At 74.2% G+C, this 18,013-nt stretch carries 17 protein-coding genes and 1 tRNA gene; 11 read left to right on the forward strand and 7 right to left on the reverse strand.

All coding sequences use genetic code 11. The annotated features are described in order from the left end of the window. Nucleotides 1-18: 18 nt before the first annotated feature. On the forward strand, nt 19-708 hold the full coding sequence (locus ACI796_RS14120) for a phosphatase PAP2 family protein (protein ID WP_456941858.1): 690 nt from the start codon (nt 19-21) through the stop codon (nt 706-708). Beyond that, the gene (locus ACI796_RS14125) at nt 705-1,190 is read left to right on the forward strand and encodes a pirin family protein (RefSeq protein ID WP_456941859.1); all 486 of its coding nucleotides are present in this window, start codon (nt 705-707) and stop codon (nt 1,188-1,190) included. Before ACI796_RS14120 ends, ACI796_RS14125 begins: the two co-directional genes overlap by 4 nt. A 57-nt stretch (nt 1,191-1,247) precedes the next feature. Here the strand turns inward: ACI796_RS14125 and ACI796_RS14130 are convergent, their stop codons facing one another. Then, nucleotides 1,248-2,273, reverse strand: a complete 1,026-nt coding sequence (locus ACI796_RS14130) for a LacI family DNA-binding transcriptional regulator (protein ID WP_456941860.1) — start codon at nt 2,271-2,273, stop codon at nt 1,248-1,250. A 187-nt stretch (nt 2,274-2,460) separates the two neighbouring features. Between ACI796_RS14130 and ACI796_RS14135 the strand changes: the two genes are divergently transcribed. From ACI796_RS14135 to ACI796_RS14160, 6 genes are all read left to right on the forward strand, one after another. Continuing rightward, entirely contained in the window at nt 2,461-3,756 is a 1,296-nt protein-coding gene (locus tag ACI796_RS14135) for an extracellular solute-binding protein (RefSeq protein ID WP_456941861.1), read from the forward strand. Between the two features lie 100 nt (nt 3,757-3,856). Then, complete coding sequence (locus ACI796_RS14140) at nt 3,857-4,843, forward strand: carbohydrate ABC transporter permease (RefSeq protein ID WP_456941862.1); 987 nt, start codon at nt 3,857-3,859, stop codon at nt 4,841-4,843. 9 nt (nt 4,844-4,852) lie between these two features. After that, entirely contained in the window at nt 4,853-5,746 is an 894-nt protein-coding gene (locus ACI796_RS14145) for a carbohydrate ABC transporter permease (protein ID WP_456941863.1), read from the forward strand. A gap of 50 nt (nt 5,747-5,796) precedes the next feature. Beyond that, nucleotides 5,797-6,912 carry an ABC transporter ATP-binding protein gene (locus ACI796_RS14150; RefSeq protein WP_456941864.1) on the forward strand — a complete coding sequence of 372 codons (1,116 nt, stop codon included), beginning with the start codon at nt 5,797-5,799 and terminating at the stop codon, nt 6,910-6,912. A gap of 94 nt (nt 6,913-7,006) precedes the next feature. Then, entirely contained in the window at nt 7,007-8,407 is a 1,401-nt protein-coding gene (locus ACI796_RS14155; protein ID WP_456941865.1) for a GH1 family beta-glucosidase, read from the forward strand. Nucleotides 8,408-8,420: 13 nt separating this feature from the next. Further along, on the forward strand, nt 8,421-9,458 hold the full coding sequence (locus ACI796_RS14160; protein WP_456941866.1) for a glycoside hydrolase family 88 protein: 1,038 nt from the start codon (nt 8,421-8,423) through the stop codon (nt 9,456-9,458). Here ACI796_RS14160 and ACI796_RS14165 read toward each other — a convergent pair. Together ACI796_RS14165 and aceE are read right to left on the reverse strand one after the other, a co-directional pair. Next, nucleotides 9,377-10,309, reverse strand: a complete 933-nt coding sequence (locus ACI796_RS14165) for an FAD-dependent oxidoreductase (RefSeq protein ID WP_456941867.1) — start codon at nt 10,307-10,309, stop codon at nt 9,377-9,379. The two genes, ACI796_RS14160 and ACI796_RS14165, sit on opposite strands and share 82 nt — an antisense overlap. Nucleotides 10,310-10,347: 38 nt before the next feature. Then, a complete protein-coding gene (gene aceE / locus ACI796_RS14170; protein WP_456941868.1) occupies nt 10,348-13,146 on the reverse strand; it encodes a pyruvate dehydrogenase (acetyl-transferring), homodimeric type in 2,799 nt (932 codons plus the stop codon). A 317-nt stretch (nt 13,147-13,463) separates the two neighbouring features. Between aceE and ACI796_RS14175 the strand changes: the two genes are divergently transcribed. The 3 genes from ACI796_RS14175 (at nt 13,464) to ACI796_RS14185 (ending at nt 14,520) form a co-directional block, all read left to right on the forward strand. Beyond that, nucleotides 13,464-13,889 carry a DUF3052 domain-containing protein gene (locus ACI796_RS14175; protein WP_387984824.1) on the forward strand — a complete coding sequence of 142 codons (426 nt, stop codon included), beginning with the start codon at nt 13,464-13,466 and terminating at the stop codon, nt 13,887-13,889. Between the two features lie 49 nt (nt 13,890-13,938). Next, nucleotides 13,939-14,400, forward strand: a complete 462-nt coding sequence (locus ACI796_RS14180) for a peroxiredoxin (RefSeq protein ID WP_456941869.1) — start codon at nt 13,939-13,941, stop codon at nt 14,398-14,400. 48 nt (nt 14,401-14,448) lie between these two features. Further along, nucleotides 14,449-14,520 (forward strand) — tRNA-Val (locus ACI796_RS14185). 38 nt (nt 14,521-14,558) lie between these two features. On the opposite strand, the gene ACI796_RS14190 is transcribed toward ACI796_RS14185, so the two are convergent. Genes ACI796_RS14190 through ACI796_RS14205 form a run of 4 tightly spaced genes read right to left on the reverse strand, consistent with a single transcriptional unit; the run spans nt 14,559 to nt 17,951 of the window. Continuing rightward, a complete protein-coding gene (locus ACI796_RS14190) occupies nt 14,559-15,830 on the reverse strand; it encodes an NAD(P)/FAD-dependent oxidoreductase (protein ID WP_456941870.1) in 1,272 nt (423 codons plus the stop codon). 13 nt (nt 15,831-15,843) lie between these two features. After that, the gene (locus ACI796_RS14195) at nt 15,844-16,674 is read right to left on the reverse strand and encodes an SAM-dependent methyltransferase (RefSeq protein ID WP_456941871.1); all 831 of its coding nucleotides are present in this window, start codon (nt 16,672-16,674) and stop codon (nt 15,844-15,846) included. After that, nucleotides 16,671-16,952: a hypothetical protein gene (locus tag ACI796_RS14200; protein WP_456941872.1), complete on the reverse strand. Its 282-nt coding sequence runs from the start codon at nt 16,950-16,952 to the stop codon at nt 16,671-16,673. The genes ACI796_RS14195 and ACI796_RS14200 overlap by 4 nt, the downstream gene beginning before the upstream one ends. Before the next feature lie 12 nt (nt 16,953-16,964). Then, nucleotides 16,965-17,951, reverse strand: a complete 987-nt coding sequence (locus ACI796_RS14205) for a hypothetical protein (protein WP_456941873.1) — start codon at nt 17,949-17,951, stop codon at nt 16,965-16,967. Between the last annotated feature and the right edge of the window lie 62 nt (nt 17,952-18,013).

Below are 18,013 nucleotides of genomic sequence, written 5' to 3' on the forward strand. Positions count from 1 at the left end.
CTCGGGGAGAGTGGGGGAGTGACCGCCCCGACCACCGCGCCCGCGCGGGCCCGCCGCCGGGTGCTCCGCGCGATCGGGGGCGGCCTCGCCGTCCTCGCCCTGCTCGGGACCGGGGTGGCCGCCCGCTTCGGCCCGCAGGTGCGCCTCGACGACGCGGTGAGCCGGGAGCTGTACGCCGGGGACGACCGCTCGGCGCCGGTGAGCGCGCTGCTGGAGACGCTCACCACCCCGGGCGTCACCTGGTTCCGCGTCCTGGTGTTCCTGCCCGTGCTGGTCTGGCTGGTCCGCCGCCGCGCGTGGCGCACCGTCCTGTGGGTCGCCGTCGCGGTCACCGCGGTCGGGCCGCTCACCACCGCGCTCAAGGACCTGGTCGGGCGCGCCCGCCCGGCGTTCGAGAACGGCGGCCTGGTGTACGAGGGTCTCAGCTACCCGAGCGGGCACTCGAGCGGCATCGCCACGCTGGTCACCGTCGCGCTGGTGCTGGCCTGGCCGCGGCTGGCCGCGCCGGGCCGCCGTGCCGCCGTGGCCGCGGGGATCGCGCTCGCGGTGCTGGTCGGGCTGACCCGCGTGTGGCTCGGCGTGCACTACCCGTCCGACGTCGTCGGCGGGCTGTGCCTGGGGACGGCGTGGTCGCTGCTGGTCGCGCTGGTCGCGGGCGGCCTGCCCGGGGGTCCCGCGGCGCTCCCCGGCCGGGACGCCGCGCGGTGACCGGCATCGCGGGCACGCCGCTGCTCGAGCCGGGCGACGGCTCGCTGGGCCCTCTGCTGCGGGTCACCGACGACCGGCTGCCGCCCGGGGTTGGCTACGGCGTGCACGCGCACCGCGCCGTCGACGTCGTCGCGGTGGTGCTGGCCGGCTCGCTCACCCACCGGTGGGGCGGGGGCGCCCCGCTGGCCGCCGGCGACGTCGGCGTGCTGCGCGCGGGCACCGGGCTGGACCACGACGAGGTCGCCGGCCCCGACGGCGCCCGGGTGCTGCAGAGCTACCTGCGCGCGGCCGACCCGGCCGCGGCCCCGGCGCACGAGGTCGTGCGCGCCCCCGCGGGCTGGGTCGACCTCGGCCGGCCCGACGCCCGGCTGTGGCTGGGGGCCGACGGTCCGGACGTCCCGGACGGCGTGGTGCTGCGCCCCGGCGGCGGGGTCGCCGTCGTGTGGCGGGTCGATCCGGCCCGCCCCGCCTGGGCGACCTGACCGGGGGTCCGCCCCGCGCGGCGGGGGCCGGCCCGGGGCCCGGCCGCCGCCGCGACCTCAGGCGGAGGCGCGCTGCACGAGCCGGGTCGGGCAGACCCGCGCCTCCACCCCGGTGTCGCCCTCGACCTGGCGCAGCAGCAGGTCGGTCATGTGGCGCGTCATCTCGCCCAGCGGTTGGGCGACCGTGGTCAGCGGCGGCTCGGTGGTGGCGGCCACCGCGGCGTCGTCGAACCCGACGACCGCGACGTCTCCGGGCACCGAGCGGCCGGCCTCCCGCAGCGCGCGCAGCGCCCCCACCGCCATGGGGTCGGAGGCGACGAACACGCCGTCCAGGTCCGGTGCCCGCTCGAGCAGCCCGGCCATCGCGCGGGCGCCGCCGGCCTCGGTGAAGTCGCCCTCGGCGACGAGCGCGGGGTCGAGCCCGACACCTGCGGCGTCCAGCGCGGCGCGGTAGCCGGCGTAGCGGTCGAGGCCGGCGATCATGTCCTGCGGGCCGGTCACGGTGGCCACCCGCCGCCGGCCGGTGACGAGCAGGTGCTCGGTGGCCGTGCGGGCGCCGCCGGCGTTGTCGGCGTCGACGTAGCAGGCCGCGCGGCCGTCCGGCGGGCGGCCGGAGAGCACGAGCGGCACGCCCGCCTCGGCGAGCACGCCGGGCAGCGTGTCGTCGCGGTGCGGGGACACGAGGATGACGCCGTCGACGTGCCCCTGGCGCACGTACCGGCCGACCTTCTCCTGCTCGCGCCCGCCCCGGGCGGCCAGCAGCACCAGGTTCATCTCGGTGTCGGCCAGCGCCCCGGACAGCTCGCGCACGATCCGGGCGAAGAACGGGTCGCTGAAGACCTGGGCGTTGGACTCCGAGAGCACCAGCGCGATGGTGTCGGTGCGCCGGGTGACCAGGCTGCGGGCCGCGGGGTTGGGGACGTAGTGCAGCCGCGCGACGGCCTCCTCGACGGCACGCCGGGCCTCCGGGCGCACCTTCGGCGAGCCGTTGACCACGCGGGACACCGTCGCGCGGGACACCCCGGCGAGCTGCGCGACCTCGTCGAGCGTGGGGGAGGAGCCGCGTCCGGCGACCGTCGTCACGTGACCTCCTCCGTCCTCGTCGTGGGCGTCCATGGTGCACGGCGCAGGTCCGCGGCGTCTCGTGAGAGCGCTCTCTTGACACGGCGGTGTGATCCCCGCCACTCTGCTCCCACCGATCGTGAGAGCGCTCTCACGGACGCCACCGTAGCCCGGACACAGCCGTTCGGGAACCGATCCAGGAGGACCGATGACCGTTCCCCGGAGACGCAGGGCGGCGCTGGGCGCCGCGCTCGTCACGACGCTGATGGCCGCCGGCTGTGGGGGCTCCGGCTCCGACGACGACGGCACGATCACCCTCGACCTGGGCCTGTTCGGCACGTTCGGGTTCGAGGAGGCCGGGCTCTACGACGAGTACATGGAGCTGCACCCGGAGATCCGGATCGAGGAGGAGTCGGTCGAGCGGTCGGCCGACTACTACCGGGCGCTGCAGACCCGCCTGGCCGCGGGTTCGGGCCTCGCCGACATCCAGGGCATCGAGATCGGCTTCGTCGCCGACGTGGTGGAGAACCACGCCGACGCCTTCGTCGACTTCGCCGCCGGGGAGGACGCCGACGAGGTCCTCGGCCACTTCTACGACTGGAAGGTCGAGGAGGCCACCACCTCCGACGGCCGCGTGATCGGCCTGGGCACCGACGCCGGCCCCGAGGCCATGTGCTTCCGCCGCGACCTGTTCGAGCAGGCCGGCCTGCCCACCGACCGGGCCGAGCTCGCCTCGCTGTGGTCGACCTGGGAGGGCTACCTCGAGCTCGGCCGGCAGTACGAGGCCTCGCCGACCAAGCCCGAGGGCAGCTCGTTCGTCGACAGCCCGGCGAGCGTCTTCTCCGCGGCCGTCTACCAGGGCGAGACCGCGTACAACGACGCGGACGGCAACCCGATCCCCGACTCCAGCGACGGCGTCACCACGGCGTGGCAGAACGCCAGCGTGGCGGCCGCGGAGCAGATGACGGCCAACCTCATCCAGTTCGGCGACGAGTGGAACTCCGCCTTCGCCAACGGCGCGTTCGCGACCATCTCCTGCCCGGCCTGGATGCTCGGCTACATCACCGGCCAGGCCGGTGAGGAGGCCGCGGGCACCTGGGACGTCGCGCCGCTGCCCGGCGGCGCCGGCAACTGGGGCGGCTCGTGGCTCGGGGTGACCGAGTCCAGCGAGCACAAGGAGGAGGCCGTCGCCCTCGTCGAGTGGCTGACCGCCCCCGAGCAGCAGGTCAAGATGTTCACCCGGGAGGCGCACTTCCCGTCCAGCCAGCAGGCGGCGGAGGACCCGCAGGTGTCCGACGCGACGAACGACTACTTCAGCGGGGCGCCGGTCGGCCAGATCTTCGGGGAGTCGGCGGCGGCGCTGCGGTTCACGCCGATCGGCCCCTACGACACCCAGATCCAGGAGGCGTTCACCAACGCCCTGAGCACCGTCGCCGAGGGGACCAGTCCTGACGACGCCTTCCAGGCCGCTCTCGACGAGATCGAACAGATCGTCGGGGGCTGACAGACCCCGGCCGGCGCCGGGGCGAGTCCACCCGCCCCGGCGCCGGCCGGCTCCACCCCCTCGCGGGGACCCCGCCCGAGACCTCCCCGGAAGGCCCGGCATGACCATCGCCAGCGACGACCCCCGGGTCGCGGCGGCCGCCGCACCGGCACCACCGAGCCCGCCCGTCCGCCCCGCGGCCGGCCGGCGCCGGTCCCGCCTCACCCGCAACCGCTGGGGCTACGCCTACGTCGCCCCGTTCTTCGTCCTCTTCGCCGCCTTCAGCCTCTACCCGTTCCTCTACACCGCCTGGATCTCGCTGCACGAGGTGCGGTTGTCCGACATCGACGGCGCCGAGTTCGTCGGCCTGGGGAACTACACCGAGCTGCTGCAGAACGAGTTCTTCTGGAACGCCGCGAGGAACACCCTCACCATCGGCGTCCTCTCGACCGTGCCCCAGCTGGCCATGGCCCTGGGCCTGGCGCACCTGCTGAACTACCGGCTCCGCGGCCGCACCTTCTTCCGCGTCGCGATGCTCATGCCCTACGCCACCAGCATCGCCGCGGCCACGCTGGTGTTCGCCCAGCTCTTCGGCCACGACCACGGACTGATCAACGCCGGCCTGGAGGCGGTCGGGTTCGACCGGGTCGACTGGGAGAGCGGCACCTGGACCAGCCAGATCGCCATCTCGGTGATCGTCACGTGGCGCTGGACCGGCTACAACGCGCTGATCTACCTGGCCGCCATGCAGGCCATCCCGAACGACCTGTACGAGGCCGCCACCATCGACGGCGCCAGCCGCTGGAAGCAGTTCCTCCACGTGACCGTCCCGTCGCTGCGGCCGACGATCCTCTTCACGATCGTGGTCTCGACGATCGGCGCGGTGCAGCTGTTCGGCGAGCCGCTGCTGTTCAGCGGCAACGGCATGACCAGCGGCGGGGTCTCCAACCAGTACCAGACCCTCGGCCTGCTCATGTACGACCAGGGCTGGACCAACTTCCGCCTCGGTCAGGCCGCGGCCACCGCCTGGACCATGTTCCTGATCATCCTCGTGGTCGTCGGCCTCTACGGGCTGGTCGCCCGCCGGCGCGCCCGGGCCGAGCGGTAGGAGCCCCTCATGACCACCCTGGCCTCCCCGCCGGAGCGGACCGTGTCCGTCCCCGCCCCCGCCGCGCACCGCCGGCGCGCCCGGAAGGTGACCTCCGCCGGGCCGGTGACCTACGTGCTGCTCGGGCTCACCGCGCTGCTGTCGGTCTTCCCGCTCTACTGGACGGCGGTCGCGGCGTCCAAGACCAACGCCGAGCTCGCCGGCACCCCGCCGCCGTTCCTCCCCGACGCCGACCTGTTCACGAACATCGGCCGGGCCATGGACGAGGCGCCGATCGGCCTGGCGATCGTCAACTCGGTGGTCGTCGCCGGCTGCATCACCGTGGGCACCGTCCTGTGCAGCACGCTGGCCGGCTTCGCCTTCGCCAAGCTGCGCTTCCGCGGCAACAAGACGCTGCTCGCGCTGGTCGTCGGCACGATGATGGTGCCGACCCAGCTGGCGATCATCCCGCTGTTCATCCTCATCGCCCAGCTGCAGTGGGTCGACCACCTGCAGGCGGTCGTGCTGCCCACGCTGGTCAGCGCGTTCGGCGTCTTCTTCATGCGGCAGTTCCTGTCCCAGGCGCTGCCCGACGAGCTGCTCGAGGCCGCCCGCGTCGACGGCGCCTCGACGCTGCGGACCTTCTGGTCCGTCGTCGTCCCGGTCGCCCGCCCCGCCATGGCGGTGCTGGCGATGCTGACCTTCCTCACCGCCTGGAACGACTTCTTCTGGCCGATCATCGCCCTCACCACGGAGAACCCGACCGTGCAGGTCGCGCTGGCCGGACTCGGCGGCGGCTACGTCCCCGACACCGCGGTGATCATGGCCGGCACCCTCGTCGGGACCCTGCCGGTGCTCGTCGTCTTCGTCGTCCTCGGCAAGCAGATCGTCGGCGGCATCATGCAGGGCGCGGTGAAGGGATGAGGCGCCCGTCCGACCGTCCCGTCCCCCGCACCCCGGAAGGCACCTGAGCCATGGCCACCGTCACCTTCGACTCCGCGACCCGCATCTACCCGAAGGCCGACCGGCCCGCCGTCGACGGCCTGGACCTGGAGATCGGCGACGGCGAGTTCCTCGTCCTCGTCGGCCCCTCGGGCTGCGGCAAGTCCACCTCCCTGCGCATGCTCGCCGGCCTGGAGGAGATCGACGCCGGCAGCATCCGGATCGGCGAGCGCGACGTCACCGACGCCCCGCCCAAGGACCGGGACATCGCGATGGTCTTCCAGAACTACGCGCTCTACCCGCACATGACCGTCGAGCAGAACATGGGCTTCGCGCTGAAGATCGCCGGCGTCCCGAAGGACGAGATCGGCCGGCGGGTGGCCGAGGCCGCGAAGATCCTCGACCTCGAGGACTACCTGCGCCGGCGGCCCAAGGCGCTGTCCGGCGGCCAGCGGCAGCGGGTGGCCATGGGCCGGGCGATCGTCCGCAACCCGCAGGTGTTCCTCATGGACGAGCCGCTGTCCAACCTCGACGCCAAGCTCCGCGTGCAGACCCGCACCCAGATCGCCGCCCTGCAGCGGCGGCTGGCCGTCACCACCGTCTACGTCACCCACGACCAGGTCGAGGCGATGACGATGGGCGACCGGGTGGCGGTGCTGCGCGACGGCGTCCTGCAGCAGTGCGACACCCCCGGCGCCCTCTACGACCGCCCGGCCAACACCTTCGTCGCCGGGTTCATCGGCTCGCCGGCGATGAACGTCGTCACCGGCACCGCGGTCGACGGCGGCGTCCGGCTCGCCGGCGCGGTGCTGCCGGTGCCGCGGGACCTGCTCGACCGGGCCGCCGCCGGCACCGGGAAGGTCACCGTCGGCTTCCGCCCCGAGGCGCTGGAGACCGCTGCGCCTGGTGACGGAGGGCCCGGCCAGGGCGTGCCCGTGGTGGTCAACGTCGTCGAGCAGCTCGGCTCGGACGCCTACCTCTACGCCACCCTCGGCGCCTCCGACGACGGCGACGTCCTGCACACCGCCGACGTCGTCGTCCGCACCGAGCCGCGCTCGGCCGCGGCGGTGGGGGAGACCGTGCACCTGCGGGTTCGCGAGGGCGGCCTGCACGTCTTCGACCCCGTGACGCAGCTGCGCGTCGACTAGCCCCTACCGTCCTCCCCGTCGACGGCGGCCCCGTGCCGCCGCGCCTCCCCCTGACCTCGCCCCGCTCACCCCTGCCCTGAGGAGCACCCCTGCCGTGACCACCACCGACAGCCGCGAGGACGCCCTCGCCGGCCTGACCTTCCCGCCCGGCTTCGTGTTCGGCGCCGCGACCGCCTCGTACCAGATCGAGGGCGCCGTGACCGAGGACGGGCGGGGACCGTCGATCTGGGACACCTACAGCCACACGCCCGGCCGCACGTTCGAGGGCCACACCGGCGACGTCGCCGTCGACCACTACCACCGCTACCGCGACGACGTCGCGCTGATGTCGGGCCTCGGGCTGTCGGCGTACCGGTTCTCGGTGGCCTGGCCGCGGGTGCTGCCCGAGGGCGGCGGCCGGGTCGAGCAGCGCGGGCTGGACTTCTACCGGCGGCTGGTCGACGAGTTGCTCGCCGTCGGGGTGGCGCCCTGGCTGACCCTGTACCACTGGGACCTGCCCCAGGCGCTGCAGGACCGCGGCGGCTGGGCCGACCGGGACACCGCCGAGCGCTTCGCCGACTACGCGTCGGTCGTCGTCGACGCCCTCGGCGACCGGGTGCGGCACTGGTCGACGCTCAACGAGCCGATGTGCAGCGCGCTGCTCGGCCACGTGTCCGGCGCGCACGCCCCCGGCCTGCAGGACCCGGTCGCCGGCGCCCGCGCCACCCACCACCTGCTGCTCGGGCACGGCCTGGCCGCGGCCCGGCTGCGCGAGGCCGGCGTGACCTCCCTCGGCGTCACGCTGAACTTCACGCCGATGCACCCGGCGAGCCAGGACCCCGCCGACGTCGACGCCGCCCGCCGGCTCGACGGCCAGCAGAACCGGATGTTCCTCGAGCCGGTGGTCCACGGCGCCTACCCGGCCGACGTCGTCGCCGACCTCGAGGCCGCCGGCGCCCCGCTGCCGGTGCGCGACGGCGACCTGGAGACGATCGCGGCGCCGCTGGACTGGCTCGGCGTCAACTACTACTTCGAGCAGACGGTGCGGGCCGGCACCCGCCCCGCGGACATGCCGCCGACGTCGTTCATCGGCGGCGGGGACGTCGTCGAGCTGGACCCCGAGGGCCCGACGACGACCATGGGCTGGGGGATCAGCCCGCAGGCGTTCACCGACCTGCTGCTGTGGCTCACCGAGCGCGCCCCCGGGCTGCCGCTGGTGGTCACCGAGAACGGCTCGGCCTGGGAGGACGAGGTCGACGCCGAGGGCGCGGTGCACGACCCCGAGCGGGTCGACTTCCTGGCCCGCCACCTCACCGCCATGGCGGCGGCGATGGAGCGCGGCGCCGACGTCCGCGGCTACTTCGCCTGGTCGCTGCTGGACAACTTCGAGTGGGCCCGCGGGTACGCGCAGCGGTTCGGGCTGGTGCACGTCGACTACGCCACCCAGCGGCGCACGGTGAAGGACAGCGGCCGGGCCTACGCCGAGCTGCTGCGCCGTCACCGCGACGGGTCCTGAGGACCGGGGGCCCGTGCGAGGGGTCGCGCACGGGCCCCCGCCGCACCCGGTGCCGGGCGACGTGCTGACCGACGCCGCCCGCCGGCGGGTGCTGGCCGCCCTGCTGGTCAGCCAGCGGCACTCCTGGGACCAGGGCCTGACGGCGGCGGTCCTCGACGGCGCCGGCGAGGCGGCGGCGCTGCGCGCCCTGGTCGACGACGCGGCGGCACGGCAGCTGCCCGACGGCCGGCTGGCCGAGCTCGACCCGGCCTGCAGCGTCAACGGCGGCGTCGTCGGGGAGTACGTGGAGCTGGTGGCGCAGCGCCTGGGGGACCGGGCGCTGGCCGCCGCGGCCGCCCGTCAGCGCGACTGGCTGCTGCGCCGGGCGCCGCGCGCCGCCGACGGCACGCTGTTCCACCTGGTCGGCACCCGCGAGGTCTGGGCGGACACGGTGTTCATGGTGGTGCCGGCACTGGCCGCGGCCGGGTACGCCGACGTCGCCCGGGCCCAGCTGGACGGGCACCGGGCCCGGCTGCGCCGGCCCGACGGGCTGTGGCGGGCGCGGTGGGACGAGGACGCCGGGCGGCCCTCCGACGGCCGCGCCTGGGGCACCGGCAACGGCTGGGTGGCCGCCGCGCTCGCCCGGACGGTCCGCCGGCTGCCGGGGGCGGAGCCGGCCGCCGAGGCCCGCGCCCACCTCGACGCCTGCCTCGCCACCCGCCGCCCCGACGGCGGCTTCGGGGACGTCCTCGACGACGACGCCTCGCCGCCGGACACCGCGGTGGCCGCGGTGCTCGCCTGGGCGGCGCTCACCGGAGCCCGCGAGGGGTGGCTGCCGCGGGGGTACGCCGACGTCGGCCGCTCGCTGCTCGCGCACGTCGTCGCGGGTCTCGACGGCCTGGGGCGGGTCACCGGCGCCGCGGCCGCACCCCGGTTCGACCGCCCCGGGCACTCGCCCGAGGCGCAGGCCTGGCTGCTGCTGGCCGACGCTCAGGCCAGGGCGCTCACCTCGGCGGCGACCTCGGCCGCGCAGCCCCAGGAGAGGGTGACGCCGGCGCCGCCGTGCCCGTAGCAGGCGACGACGGGCCGCTCGCCGACGTCGAGCAGCTCCAGCCGCACGGTCGGCCGCCCCGGCCGCAGCCCCACCGCCCGCGAGAGCACCGGCTGCCCGCGCAGCGCCGGGACCAGCGCGCACGCCCGCTCCAGGATCGCCGCCTCCACCGCCGGGTCGGGGTCGCGGCCGGTGGCGCCCTCCACCGCCGTCCCGCCCACGACGACGTCGCGGCCGCGGGGGACGACGTAGGTCAGCCCGGCCGGGCCGTCCTCGTCGAGCAGCCACTCGGGAACGCCGGGGTCGGCGAGGCGCGCGACCTGGCCCTGCACGGGCACGCCGGAGTCGTCGCCGAGCAGCGGCCCCGAGGCCAGCCCGGCGGCCACCACGACGACGTCGCCGGGCACGTCGTCCAGCGACCCGACCCGGCCGGGCACGGTGGTGACCCCGGCCGCGCCGCACGCGGTGGCCAGCCAGGGCAGGTAGCTGCCGGTGTCGACCACCGGCAGCGTGCAGCGGGTGCCGGCGGGCACACCCGGCGGGAGCTCCTCCGGCGTCGCCGGCCGCACCCCCGGGATGCCCGGCGTCCACCACGGGTCGGGGTCGGGCGTGCGGTGCACGTAGGTGCCCGGGCGCATCCGCACGCCGGTCGCCGGGTCGTCGGCCAGCCCGGTGAGGACCCCGAGCGAGGCGGCCGCCCAGCGCAGGACGGCGTCGGCCGGCGACGCCCGGTAGGGGAACCAGATGGCGGCGGCCACCGCGGAGGTGGTCGCCGCCCACGGGTCGGCGGTGTGCAGCCGGACCCGGTGGCCGGCCCGCGCGAGCTCGAGCGCGCAGGTCAGGCCGACCACCCCGCCGCCGACGACGGCCACCGCGAGGGGGCCGCCGCCGGCAGCGGGCCGGTGCCCGCTCAGGTCGCGGGGCTCGGGTCGGTCCGCTCCTCGGCCGGGGCGGCCTGCACGTCGCGGATCCGGTACTTCTCCACGGCCTCGCGGACCGTCGAACGCTCGACCAGCCCCCGGTCGGCCAGGGAGGCGAGCACCCGGACGACGATCGACTCGGCGTCGACGTGGAAGTGCCGGCGCAGCGCGGGGCGGGTGTCGGACAGGCCGAACCCGTCGGTGCCGAGCGTCGCCATGCCGCCCGGGACGAACGGGGCGATCAGGTCGGGCACCGCCCGCATCCAGTCCGACACCGCCACGACCGGGCCCTCGGCGTCCTGCAGCCTCTGGGTCACGTAGGGCACCTGCGGGTCGTCCTCGGGGTGCAGGAAGTTGTGCTCGGTGGCCTCGTCGGCCTGCCGCCGCAGCTCGTTCCACGACGTCACCGACCAGACGTCGGCCGACACCCCCCAGTCCTCGCGCAGCAGCTCCTGTGCCCGCAGCGCCCACGGCACCGCGACGCCGGAGGCCAGCACCTGCGCCCTGTGGCCCTCACCGGAGCCGGGGGCGTAGAGGTACATGCCGGCGAGCAGGCCCTGCACGTCCAGGCCCTCGGGCTCGGCCGGCTGCTGGAACGGCTCGTTGTAGACCGTCAGGTAGTACATGACGTCGGGGCTGCGGTGCCCGCCCAGCGGCGCACCCGGGTCCTCGCCGTACATGCGGGCCAGCGCGTCCTTGACGATGTGGCCGACCTCGTAGGAGAAGGCCGGGTCGTAGGACACGACGGCGGGGTTGGTCTGCGCCAGCAGCAGCGAGTGGCCGTCCTCGTGCTGCAGGCCCTCGCCGTTGAGCGTCGTCCGGCCGGCGGTGGCGCCGAGGACGAACCCGCGGGTCATCTGGTCGGCGGCGGCCCAGAACGAGTCGCCGGTCCGCTGGAACCCGAACATCGAGTAGAAGATGTAGATCGGGATCATCGGCTCGCCGTGCGTGGCGTACGAGGTCCCGACGGCGGTGAACGACGCCGTCGAGCCGGCCTCGTTGATGCCCTCGTGCAGGATCTGGCCCTGCTCGGACTCCTTGTAGGCCAGCATCAGCTCGCGGTCGACCGAGGTGTAGCGCTGACCGGCCGGGTTGTAGATCTTCTGCGACGGGAAGAGGCTGTCCATCCCGAAGGTGCGGGCCTCGTCCGGGATGATCGGCACGAAGCGCGGGCCGAGCTCCTTGTCCTTGAGCAGCTCCTTGAGCAGGCGGACGAACGCCATCGTCGTCGCCACCTCCTGCTTGCCGGAGCCGCGGCGCAGGACGTCGAGGGCCTTGTCGTCGGGCGCCTTGAGCGTCTTGAACTCCGAGCGGCGCCGCGGCACCGCCCCGCCCAGGGCCCGCCGCCGCTCGAGCATGTACTGCATCTCGTCGGAGTCGGGCGCCGGCTTGTAGTAGGGCGGCAGCGTCTTGTCGAGCTGCTCGTCGGGGATGGGCAGGTAGAGCCGGTCGCGGAAGGCGGCGAGGTCCTCGGCGGTCAGCTTCTTCATCTGGTGGGTGGAGTTGCGGCCCTCGAAGTGGCTGCCCAGCGTCCAGCCCTTGATGGTCTTGGCGAGGATGACCGTGGGCTGGCCCTTGTGCTCCACGGCCGCCTTGAACGCCGCGTAGACCTTGCGGTAGTCGTGCCCGCCGCGGGAGAGGTCCCAGACCTCCTTGTCGCTCATGTGCTCGACGAGCTTGCGCGTGCGCGGGTCGCGGCCGAAGAAGTGCTCGCGGACGAACGCGCCGTGCTCGGCCTTGTAGGTCTGGTAGTCGCCGTCGGGCGTCTGGTTCATGAGGTTGACCAGGGCGCCGTCGCGGTCGGCGGCCAGCAGCGGGTCCCACTCGCGGCCCCAGATCACCTTGACCACGTTCCAGCCGGCGCCGCGGAAGAAGGACTCCAGCTCCTGGATGACCTTGCCGTTGCCGCGCACCGGGCCGTCGAGGCGCTGCAGGTTGCAGTTGACGACGAAGGTGAGGTTGTCGAGCTCCTCGCGGGCGGCCAGGCCGATCAGGCCCAGCGACTCCGGCTCGTCCATCTCGCCGTCGCCGAGGAACGCCCACACGTGCTGGTCGGAGGTGTCCTTGATGCCGCGGGCGTGCAGGTAACGGTTGAACCGCGCCTGGTAGATCGCGTTCATCGGGCCGAGGCCCATGGAGACGGTGGGGAACTCCCAGAAGTCCGGCATCAGCCGCGGGTGCGGGTAGCTCGACAGCCCGCCGCCGGGGTGGCTGACCTCCTGGCGGAAGCCGTCGAGCTGCTGCTCGGTGAGCCGGCCCTCGAGGAAGGCGCGGGCGTAGATGCCGGGGGAGGCGTGGCCCTGGAACCAGATCTGGTCGCCGCCGCCGGGGTGGTCCTTGCCGCGGAAGAAGTGGTTGAAGCCGACCTCGTAGAGGCTGGCGGAGGAGGCGTAGGAGGAGATGTGCCCGCCGACGCCGATGCCCGGCCGCTGCGCGCGGTGGACCATGATCGCGGCGTTCCACCGGATGTAGGCGCGGATGCGCCGCTCGGTGTCCTCGTCACCGGGGAAGTAGGGCTCCCGCTCGGGCGGGATCGTGTTGATGTAGTCGGTGCTGCGGAGGGACGGGACGCCCACCTGCTGCTCACGGCTGCGCTGCAACAACTTGAGCATGAGGTAGCGGGCTCGCCCGCGGCCTGCGTGCTCGACGACGCTGTCGAGCGACTCCACCCACTCCTGGGTCTCGTCGGGGTCGGTGTCGACCAGCTGGCTCGGGAGCCCGTCGGTGATGACCGCGCGGGGCTGTCCGGCGTCGCGGGTGGGGTCTCCACCCTGCTGCGGTGCGCTCATGCCCCCATCGTCGCGCGCCGGGATGGTCCGCGTCACGCAGGAGCTCCCGGCCAGCGGTGCGCGGGGTGCTCCGGGCGCGTCGTCGTCGACGGCTTGCGCGTGACCAGGCATGCCCTACGCTCCTGCCCACGCGGACCGACGCCGTCGGCAGCCGCGCGTTCCGGGCACGAGAGGGGTGACATGACCAGGCAGCGGGTGTCCTCCCCGCCGGTCGTGTCCGCCGTCGGCCCCCGTCCACCCCACGCGCCCGTCAGCCGGCGCCTCGTGCCCGCCGGTGCGACACCGGCGGTTCGTGATCTCTCGGAGGAACAGCAGGGATGAGCGTCGACTCGGGCAGCGCCGGCATGGCGGCCCGGCTGGGCATCAAGCCGGGCATGGTCGTGCAGGAGCTCGGCTGGGACGAGGACGCCGACGAGGACCTGCGCGACTCCATCGTCGAGGTCTCCGGCAGCGAGATGGTCGACGAGGACACCGACGAGGTCGCCGACGTCGTCGTCCTGTGGTGGCGGGAGGACGACGGCGACCTGTTCGACGCCCTCACCGACGCGCTCACCTCGCTCGCCGACGAGGGCGTCGTGTGGCTGCTGGTGCCCAAGTCCGGGCGGCCGGGCCACGTCGAGCCGGGCGACGTCACCGAGGTGGCGCCCACCGCCGGGCTCGCGCAGACCAGCAGCATCTCGGCCGCCAAGGACTGGTCGGGGATCCGGCTGGTCACCCCGAAGGCCGCCCGCAGCAGACGGTGACGCCGTCCCGCCGCGGGGGCGCTCGCGCCCGTGCGGCACGATCGGGCTCATGAGCCTCTCCGTCGGTGACGTCGCGCCCGAGTTCAGCCTCCCCGACCAGGACCGCCAGGTCGTCTCGCTCGCCGAGCTGCGCGGGACGCCGGTCCTCGTCGTCTTCTACCCGTTCGCCTTCTCCGGCATCTGCACCGGCGAGCTGTGCCAGCTCCGTGACGAGCTGACCACCTACACCGACGCCGGCGTGAAGGTCGTGGCGATCAGCACCGACCCGGTGTTCAGCCTCAAGGCGTTCAAGGCGCAGGAGGGCCTCGACTTCCCGCTGCTGTCGGACTTCTGGCCGCACGGCGCCACCGCGCAGGCCTACGGCGTGTTCAACGAGAAGGCCGGCATGGCCCTGCGCGGCACCTTCCTCGTCGACGCCGAGGGCACGATCGCCTTCGCCGAGGTCAACGCGCCCGGTGACGCGCGCGAGCAGTCCGGCTGGAAGGACGCCGTCGAGAAGATCGCGGCCTGAGGCCGGGTCCCGGACCCACCGCCCGGGGGCACCTACCCTGGGCGGGCGGGGCGCGTAGCTCAGCGGGAGAGCTCTCGCCTTACAAGCGAGCGGTCGCCGGTTCGATCCCGGCCGCGCCCACCCCCCGGTCCCGCGGCGTGCGCGTCACGCTGCCCGGTTCACGCGTTCCCGGCGGACCGCCCGGGGTCCTGGTCCGTCGCCGCGGGTGCGGCTGCCTGCTGCATCGAAGCGCGCAGGACCAGGAGCGCGAGGTTCTCCTCGGAGAAGAAGTCGCTGGGCGGAACCGTTCCGACGGCCGTCCCGAAGAGCCGTCCCACCGCCACCGGGTCGCCGCGCAGACCCTCCGCCAGCAGTTGCATCCCGGGCGGCAGGGGTTCGAGTTCGGCCCAGCGGACGGCTGCGGCGTGCGTGTGGCCGGTCGACTCGTTGCGCCGGCGCTCGTAGGCGGCGAGGGCCTCGTCGAGCGGCTCGGCACCGGAGAAGCCGGCGTGCAGGGCGTTGGTGACCAGTTCGGCGTCGCGGAACGCGTCGGTCATCCCGAGACCCGTGACCGGGTCCTGGTGGTGGCCGGCGTCGCCCACCAGCGCCCAGCCGGGCCCGTGGGGACGCCGGTAGAAGTTCGGCAGGGCGTTCGTGCCGCGGAAACGCTCGGTCCGGGTGCCGGTGCGCAGGCGCGTGGCCAGGTCCGGGACGAGGTGCAGGACGTCTCCGAAGCTGCCCTCGACGTCGCGCCGGACCCGGCTGAACTCCGCGGCCCGCCAGTAGACGACCACGAAGACCTGGCCGTCGCTGGTCGGTGCGGCCATGACCAGGTGGCCGGGTCGGAGGTGGATCTCCAGGCCGTCCACCTCCACGTCGCGCCAGTAGCTGTAGTAGGCGCAGGTCAGCGAGGGGTGCACGTGATAGGCCGGCGCACCCGCGGCCCGGGCGACCGTCGACCTCATGCCGTCCGCGCCGATCACGACGGAGGCCCTCTCGGTCACTGCGCGGCCGGCCTCTCCCCGGCCACGGATGCCCGTCACCCGGTCGTCGTCGGTGAGGAGTTCCCGGACGTCGAACGACTCCCGGACCTCGGCGCCCGCCGCCGCGGCGGCGTCCACGAGCGCGGCGTCGAGCACGGTCCGCCGCATCGCGTAGGCGTCCGACGCGCCCTCGGCGGCGGGCAGCGTTCCCCGGAGCACGACGGTGCCGGTGTCGAGGACCAGCGAGCGGATCGGTGGGCAGGGGGAGCCAGCGAGCACCGGATGGAGGCCCCAGCCCACGAGCGACGCGACCCCCGACTGGTGGAGGAAGTGGCAGGAGAGGGTGTCGCTCGGGAAGCGCGCGCGATCCACGAGCAGCACCCGCCACCCCCTGCGAGCCAGCAGCATGGCCGTGGGTGCACCCGCACAACGGGCCCCGACGACGACGGCGTCGTACCGCGCGCTCATCGCGGACCCTCCGCTACGCCTCGTCCGGCCCCGTGGCGGAGCCGCCTGACGTGTGCGCCGTCGCCTCCCCGAAGAAGATCGGCAGATCGGGGAGGAAGCGGAGGAAGGCGTCCCCGAACGCGTTCAGGCGCATCCCTCCCTCGTCCCTGGACACCATCGACTCATAGTGGTGGCTCATGTCGACGAAGGGGTACTCGCGCACGCGGACGTCGACGAAGCCCGCGGCGCGCATCGCCGTCTCGGTCTCGCTCAAGGTGGGGCTCCGGACACAGGCCCAGAGTCGGTCGAAGTCCTGCATCGACCGGCGCTGCCGTTCCGTCAGGGGGCCTTCACGGCAGAAGACGTCCTTGACGTAGACGGTGCCACCGGGCCGCAGGACCCGCGCCGACTCGCAGTACAGGGCGCCACGGTCCGGCGAGTAGCCGGTCACCTCCAGGTAGAGCGCCACGTCGAACGCCCCGTCGCGGAACGGGAGGCGCTGGAAGTCGCCGACGTGGACCCGCACCCGGTCGGCGAGGCCGGCCTGCGCGACGAGCCCCCGCGCCATCGTCGCCTGGACCTCGGAGACGGTGACTCCGTCGATGACGACGCCCGGGAGCGCCCCGGCGATGGCCATCGCCGGGCCGCCGACACCGCACCCGGCGTCCAGGACCCGGTCGCCCGGAGCGATGCCGGCGAGCTCGGCCAGGTACCGGACCGACGAGTCGGGCCGGATCGGGGCGTCGGCCGACGCCTTGACGAGGCCGCCCTGGAGGATGGGGCCGGCGGCCTCCACCATGACCGGGGTCCAGCGGTCGTAGAACCGGCGGACCTCGATGTGCGGGGCGGACGACCTGCCCGTCACAGGAAGGGGAAGCCCTCTTCGCGCAACTGCCCCAGGGCTTCGGCGAAGGACAACTGCGCCATCTCGTCGAGACGGGCCGAGAGCTCGGTCCGCTGCTCGTCCGTCAGACCCAGCGTCGGGTCGTCGAGCGCCGGGCGCCGCGTGTCCTCGTGCAGGAGGGCGAGCGCGAAGTCCCTGTTCTGCACAGCTCTCAGCACGACCGTCGCGGGGATCCCGGCCAAGCGCCGCCCTCCCTCCTCCGTCATCCCGTCCGGCGCGAATCCACTCGGTGTCGTCATCGCCCACCCCTCTCAGGACCCCTGCGTCCGCTCGTCCTCCCGGTCCGGCAACCGACCGCTCATCCGCTCCAGGAAGGTGGCGAGCAGGCGCTCATCGAGCGCCGAGGGCAGCTGCTCGAGCAGCGCCCGTCGAACGGCGAGCCATTCCTCGGCCGATGCGAGGGCCAGCGCCCCCGCAGCACGCTCGGAACGTCCGTGGTAGGACAGTGCCTCGTCGATCCGCTCGTGGACCCGTCCCGACGACTGCCCGGCCGGGGCCCACACCGTCTCCGGTCGCAGGGGGTCCGTCGCCGGACCGCCCACGGCGTCGAGGGTCCACGAGCGATGCCCTCGCCGGCGGTCCGGGTAGAGGTCCGTCAGGTCGTTGAACAGCTGCGACGCCGCGGTCGCGGTGAACACGAACTCCTCGAGGAGAGGCAGGAACTGCCACCGGTCCGCTCGGGCGAGCAGCGCGGCGGCAGGGAGGACGAGCGGCCGGGACTGCGCCAGGAGCTGCTCGAAGGCCCGTTGCGGAACCGGCGCCTGTTCCCTCCGGAGCTCCTGGGTGTGCAGGAGCGACTCCGAGTACCCCTGGAGCACGCTGCAGCAGAACTCCCAGAACCGGGCGGAGTCACCCACCACCTCCACCAGCCGTCGGGTGCACAGCGCCAGGAGTGCTTCACCCAGGGCGACGAGGGTGGGGTCGTCCCGTGACGCGCCGTCGAGCCAGTCATCCTGCGCCCGGACGTACAGGTAACCCAGGGCGCTGATCTCCAGGACGTCCGTCAGGATCTTCTCGGGGATCTCGATCCCCTCGTCACCCAGGCGGTCGACCACCCAGACCGGGAGGTCGAGGACGGGATGCCCCAAGGGGTGGGAGTACGGGGCGGGATCGAGGCGGAGCAGGCCGCGCTCGTCGAGCAGTCCGTCGAACGCCCCGCGGATCCGCGGCCGCATCTCGTCCCGCGCCTCGATCAACCGCTGGTCCACACGGGACTTGATCGTCCGGCTGTCGAGCACGGTCGCCTCACCGCTCGTCAGGAAACGGGGCGGTCGACCGTACGCCTGCCCCGGTGAACAGC

Source organism: Geodermatophilus sp. SYSU D00525 (assembly GCF_054050475.1).

Bases quoted from the DNA above. Each gene is read 5' to 3' on its own strand.
- ACI796_RS14135 (WP_456941861.1), top strand. From the start codon at position 2,461: ATGACCGTTCCCCGGAGACGCAGGGCGGCGCTGGGCGCCGCGCTCGTC.
- ACI796_RS14140 (WP_456941862.1), top strand. From the start codon at position 3,857: ATGACCATCGCCAGCGACGACCCCCGGGTCGCGGCGGCCGCCGCACCG.
- ACI796_RS14145 (WP_456941863.1), top strand. From the start codon at position 4,853: ATGACCACCCTGGCCTCCCCGCCGGAGCGGACCGTGTCCGTCCCCGCC.
- ACI796_RS14150 (WP_456941864.1), top strand. From the start codon at position 5,797: ATGGCCACCGTCACCTTCGACTCCGCGACCCGCATCTACCCGAAGGCC.
- aceE (WP_456941868.1), bottom strand. From the start codon at position 13,146: ATGAGCGCACCGCAGCAGGGTGGAGACCCCACCCGCGACGCCGGACAG.
- ACI796_RS14175 (WP_387984824.1), top strand. From the start codon at position 13,464: ATGAGCGTCGACTCGGGCAGCGCCGGCATGGCGGCCCGGCTGGGCATC.
- ACI796_RS14180 (WP_456941869.1), top strand. From the start codon at position 13,939: ATGAGCCTCTCCGTCGGTGACGTCGCGCCCGAGTTCAGCCTCCCCGAC.
- ACI796_RS14190 (WP_456941870.1), bottom strand. From the start codon at position 15,830: ATGAGCGCGCGGTACGACGCCGTCGTCGTCGGGGCCCGTTGTGCGGGT.
- ACI796_RS14200 (WP_456941872.1), bottom strand. From the start codon at position 16,952: ATGACGACACCGAGTGGATTCGCGCCGGACGGGATGACGGAGGAGGGA.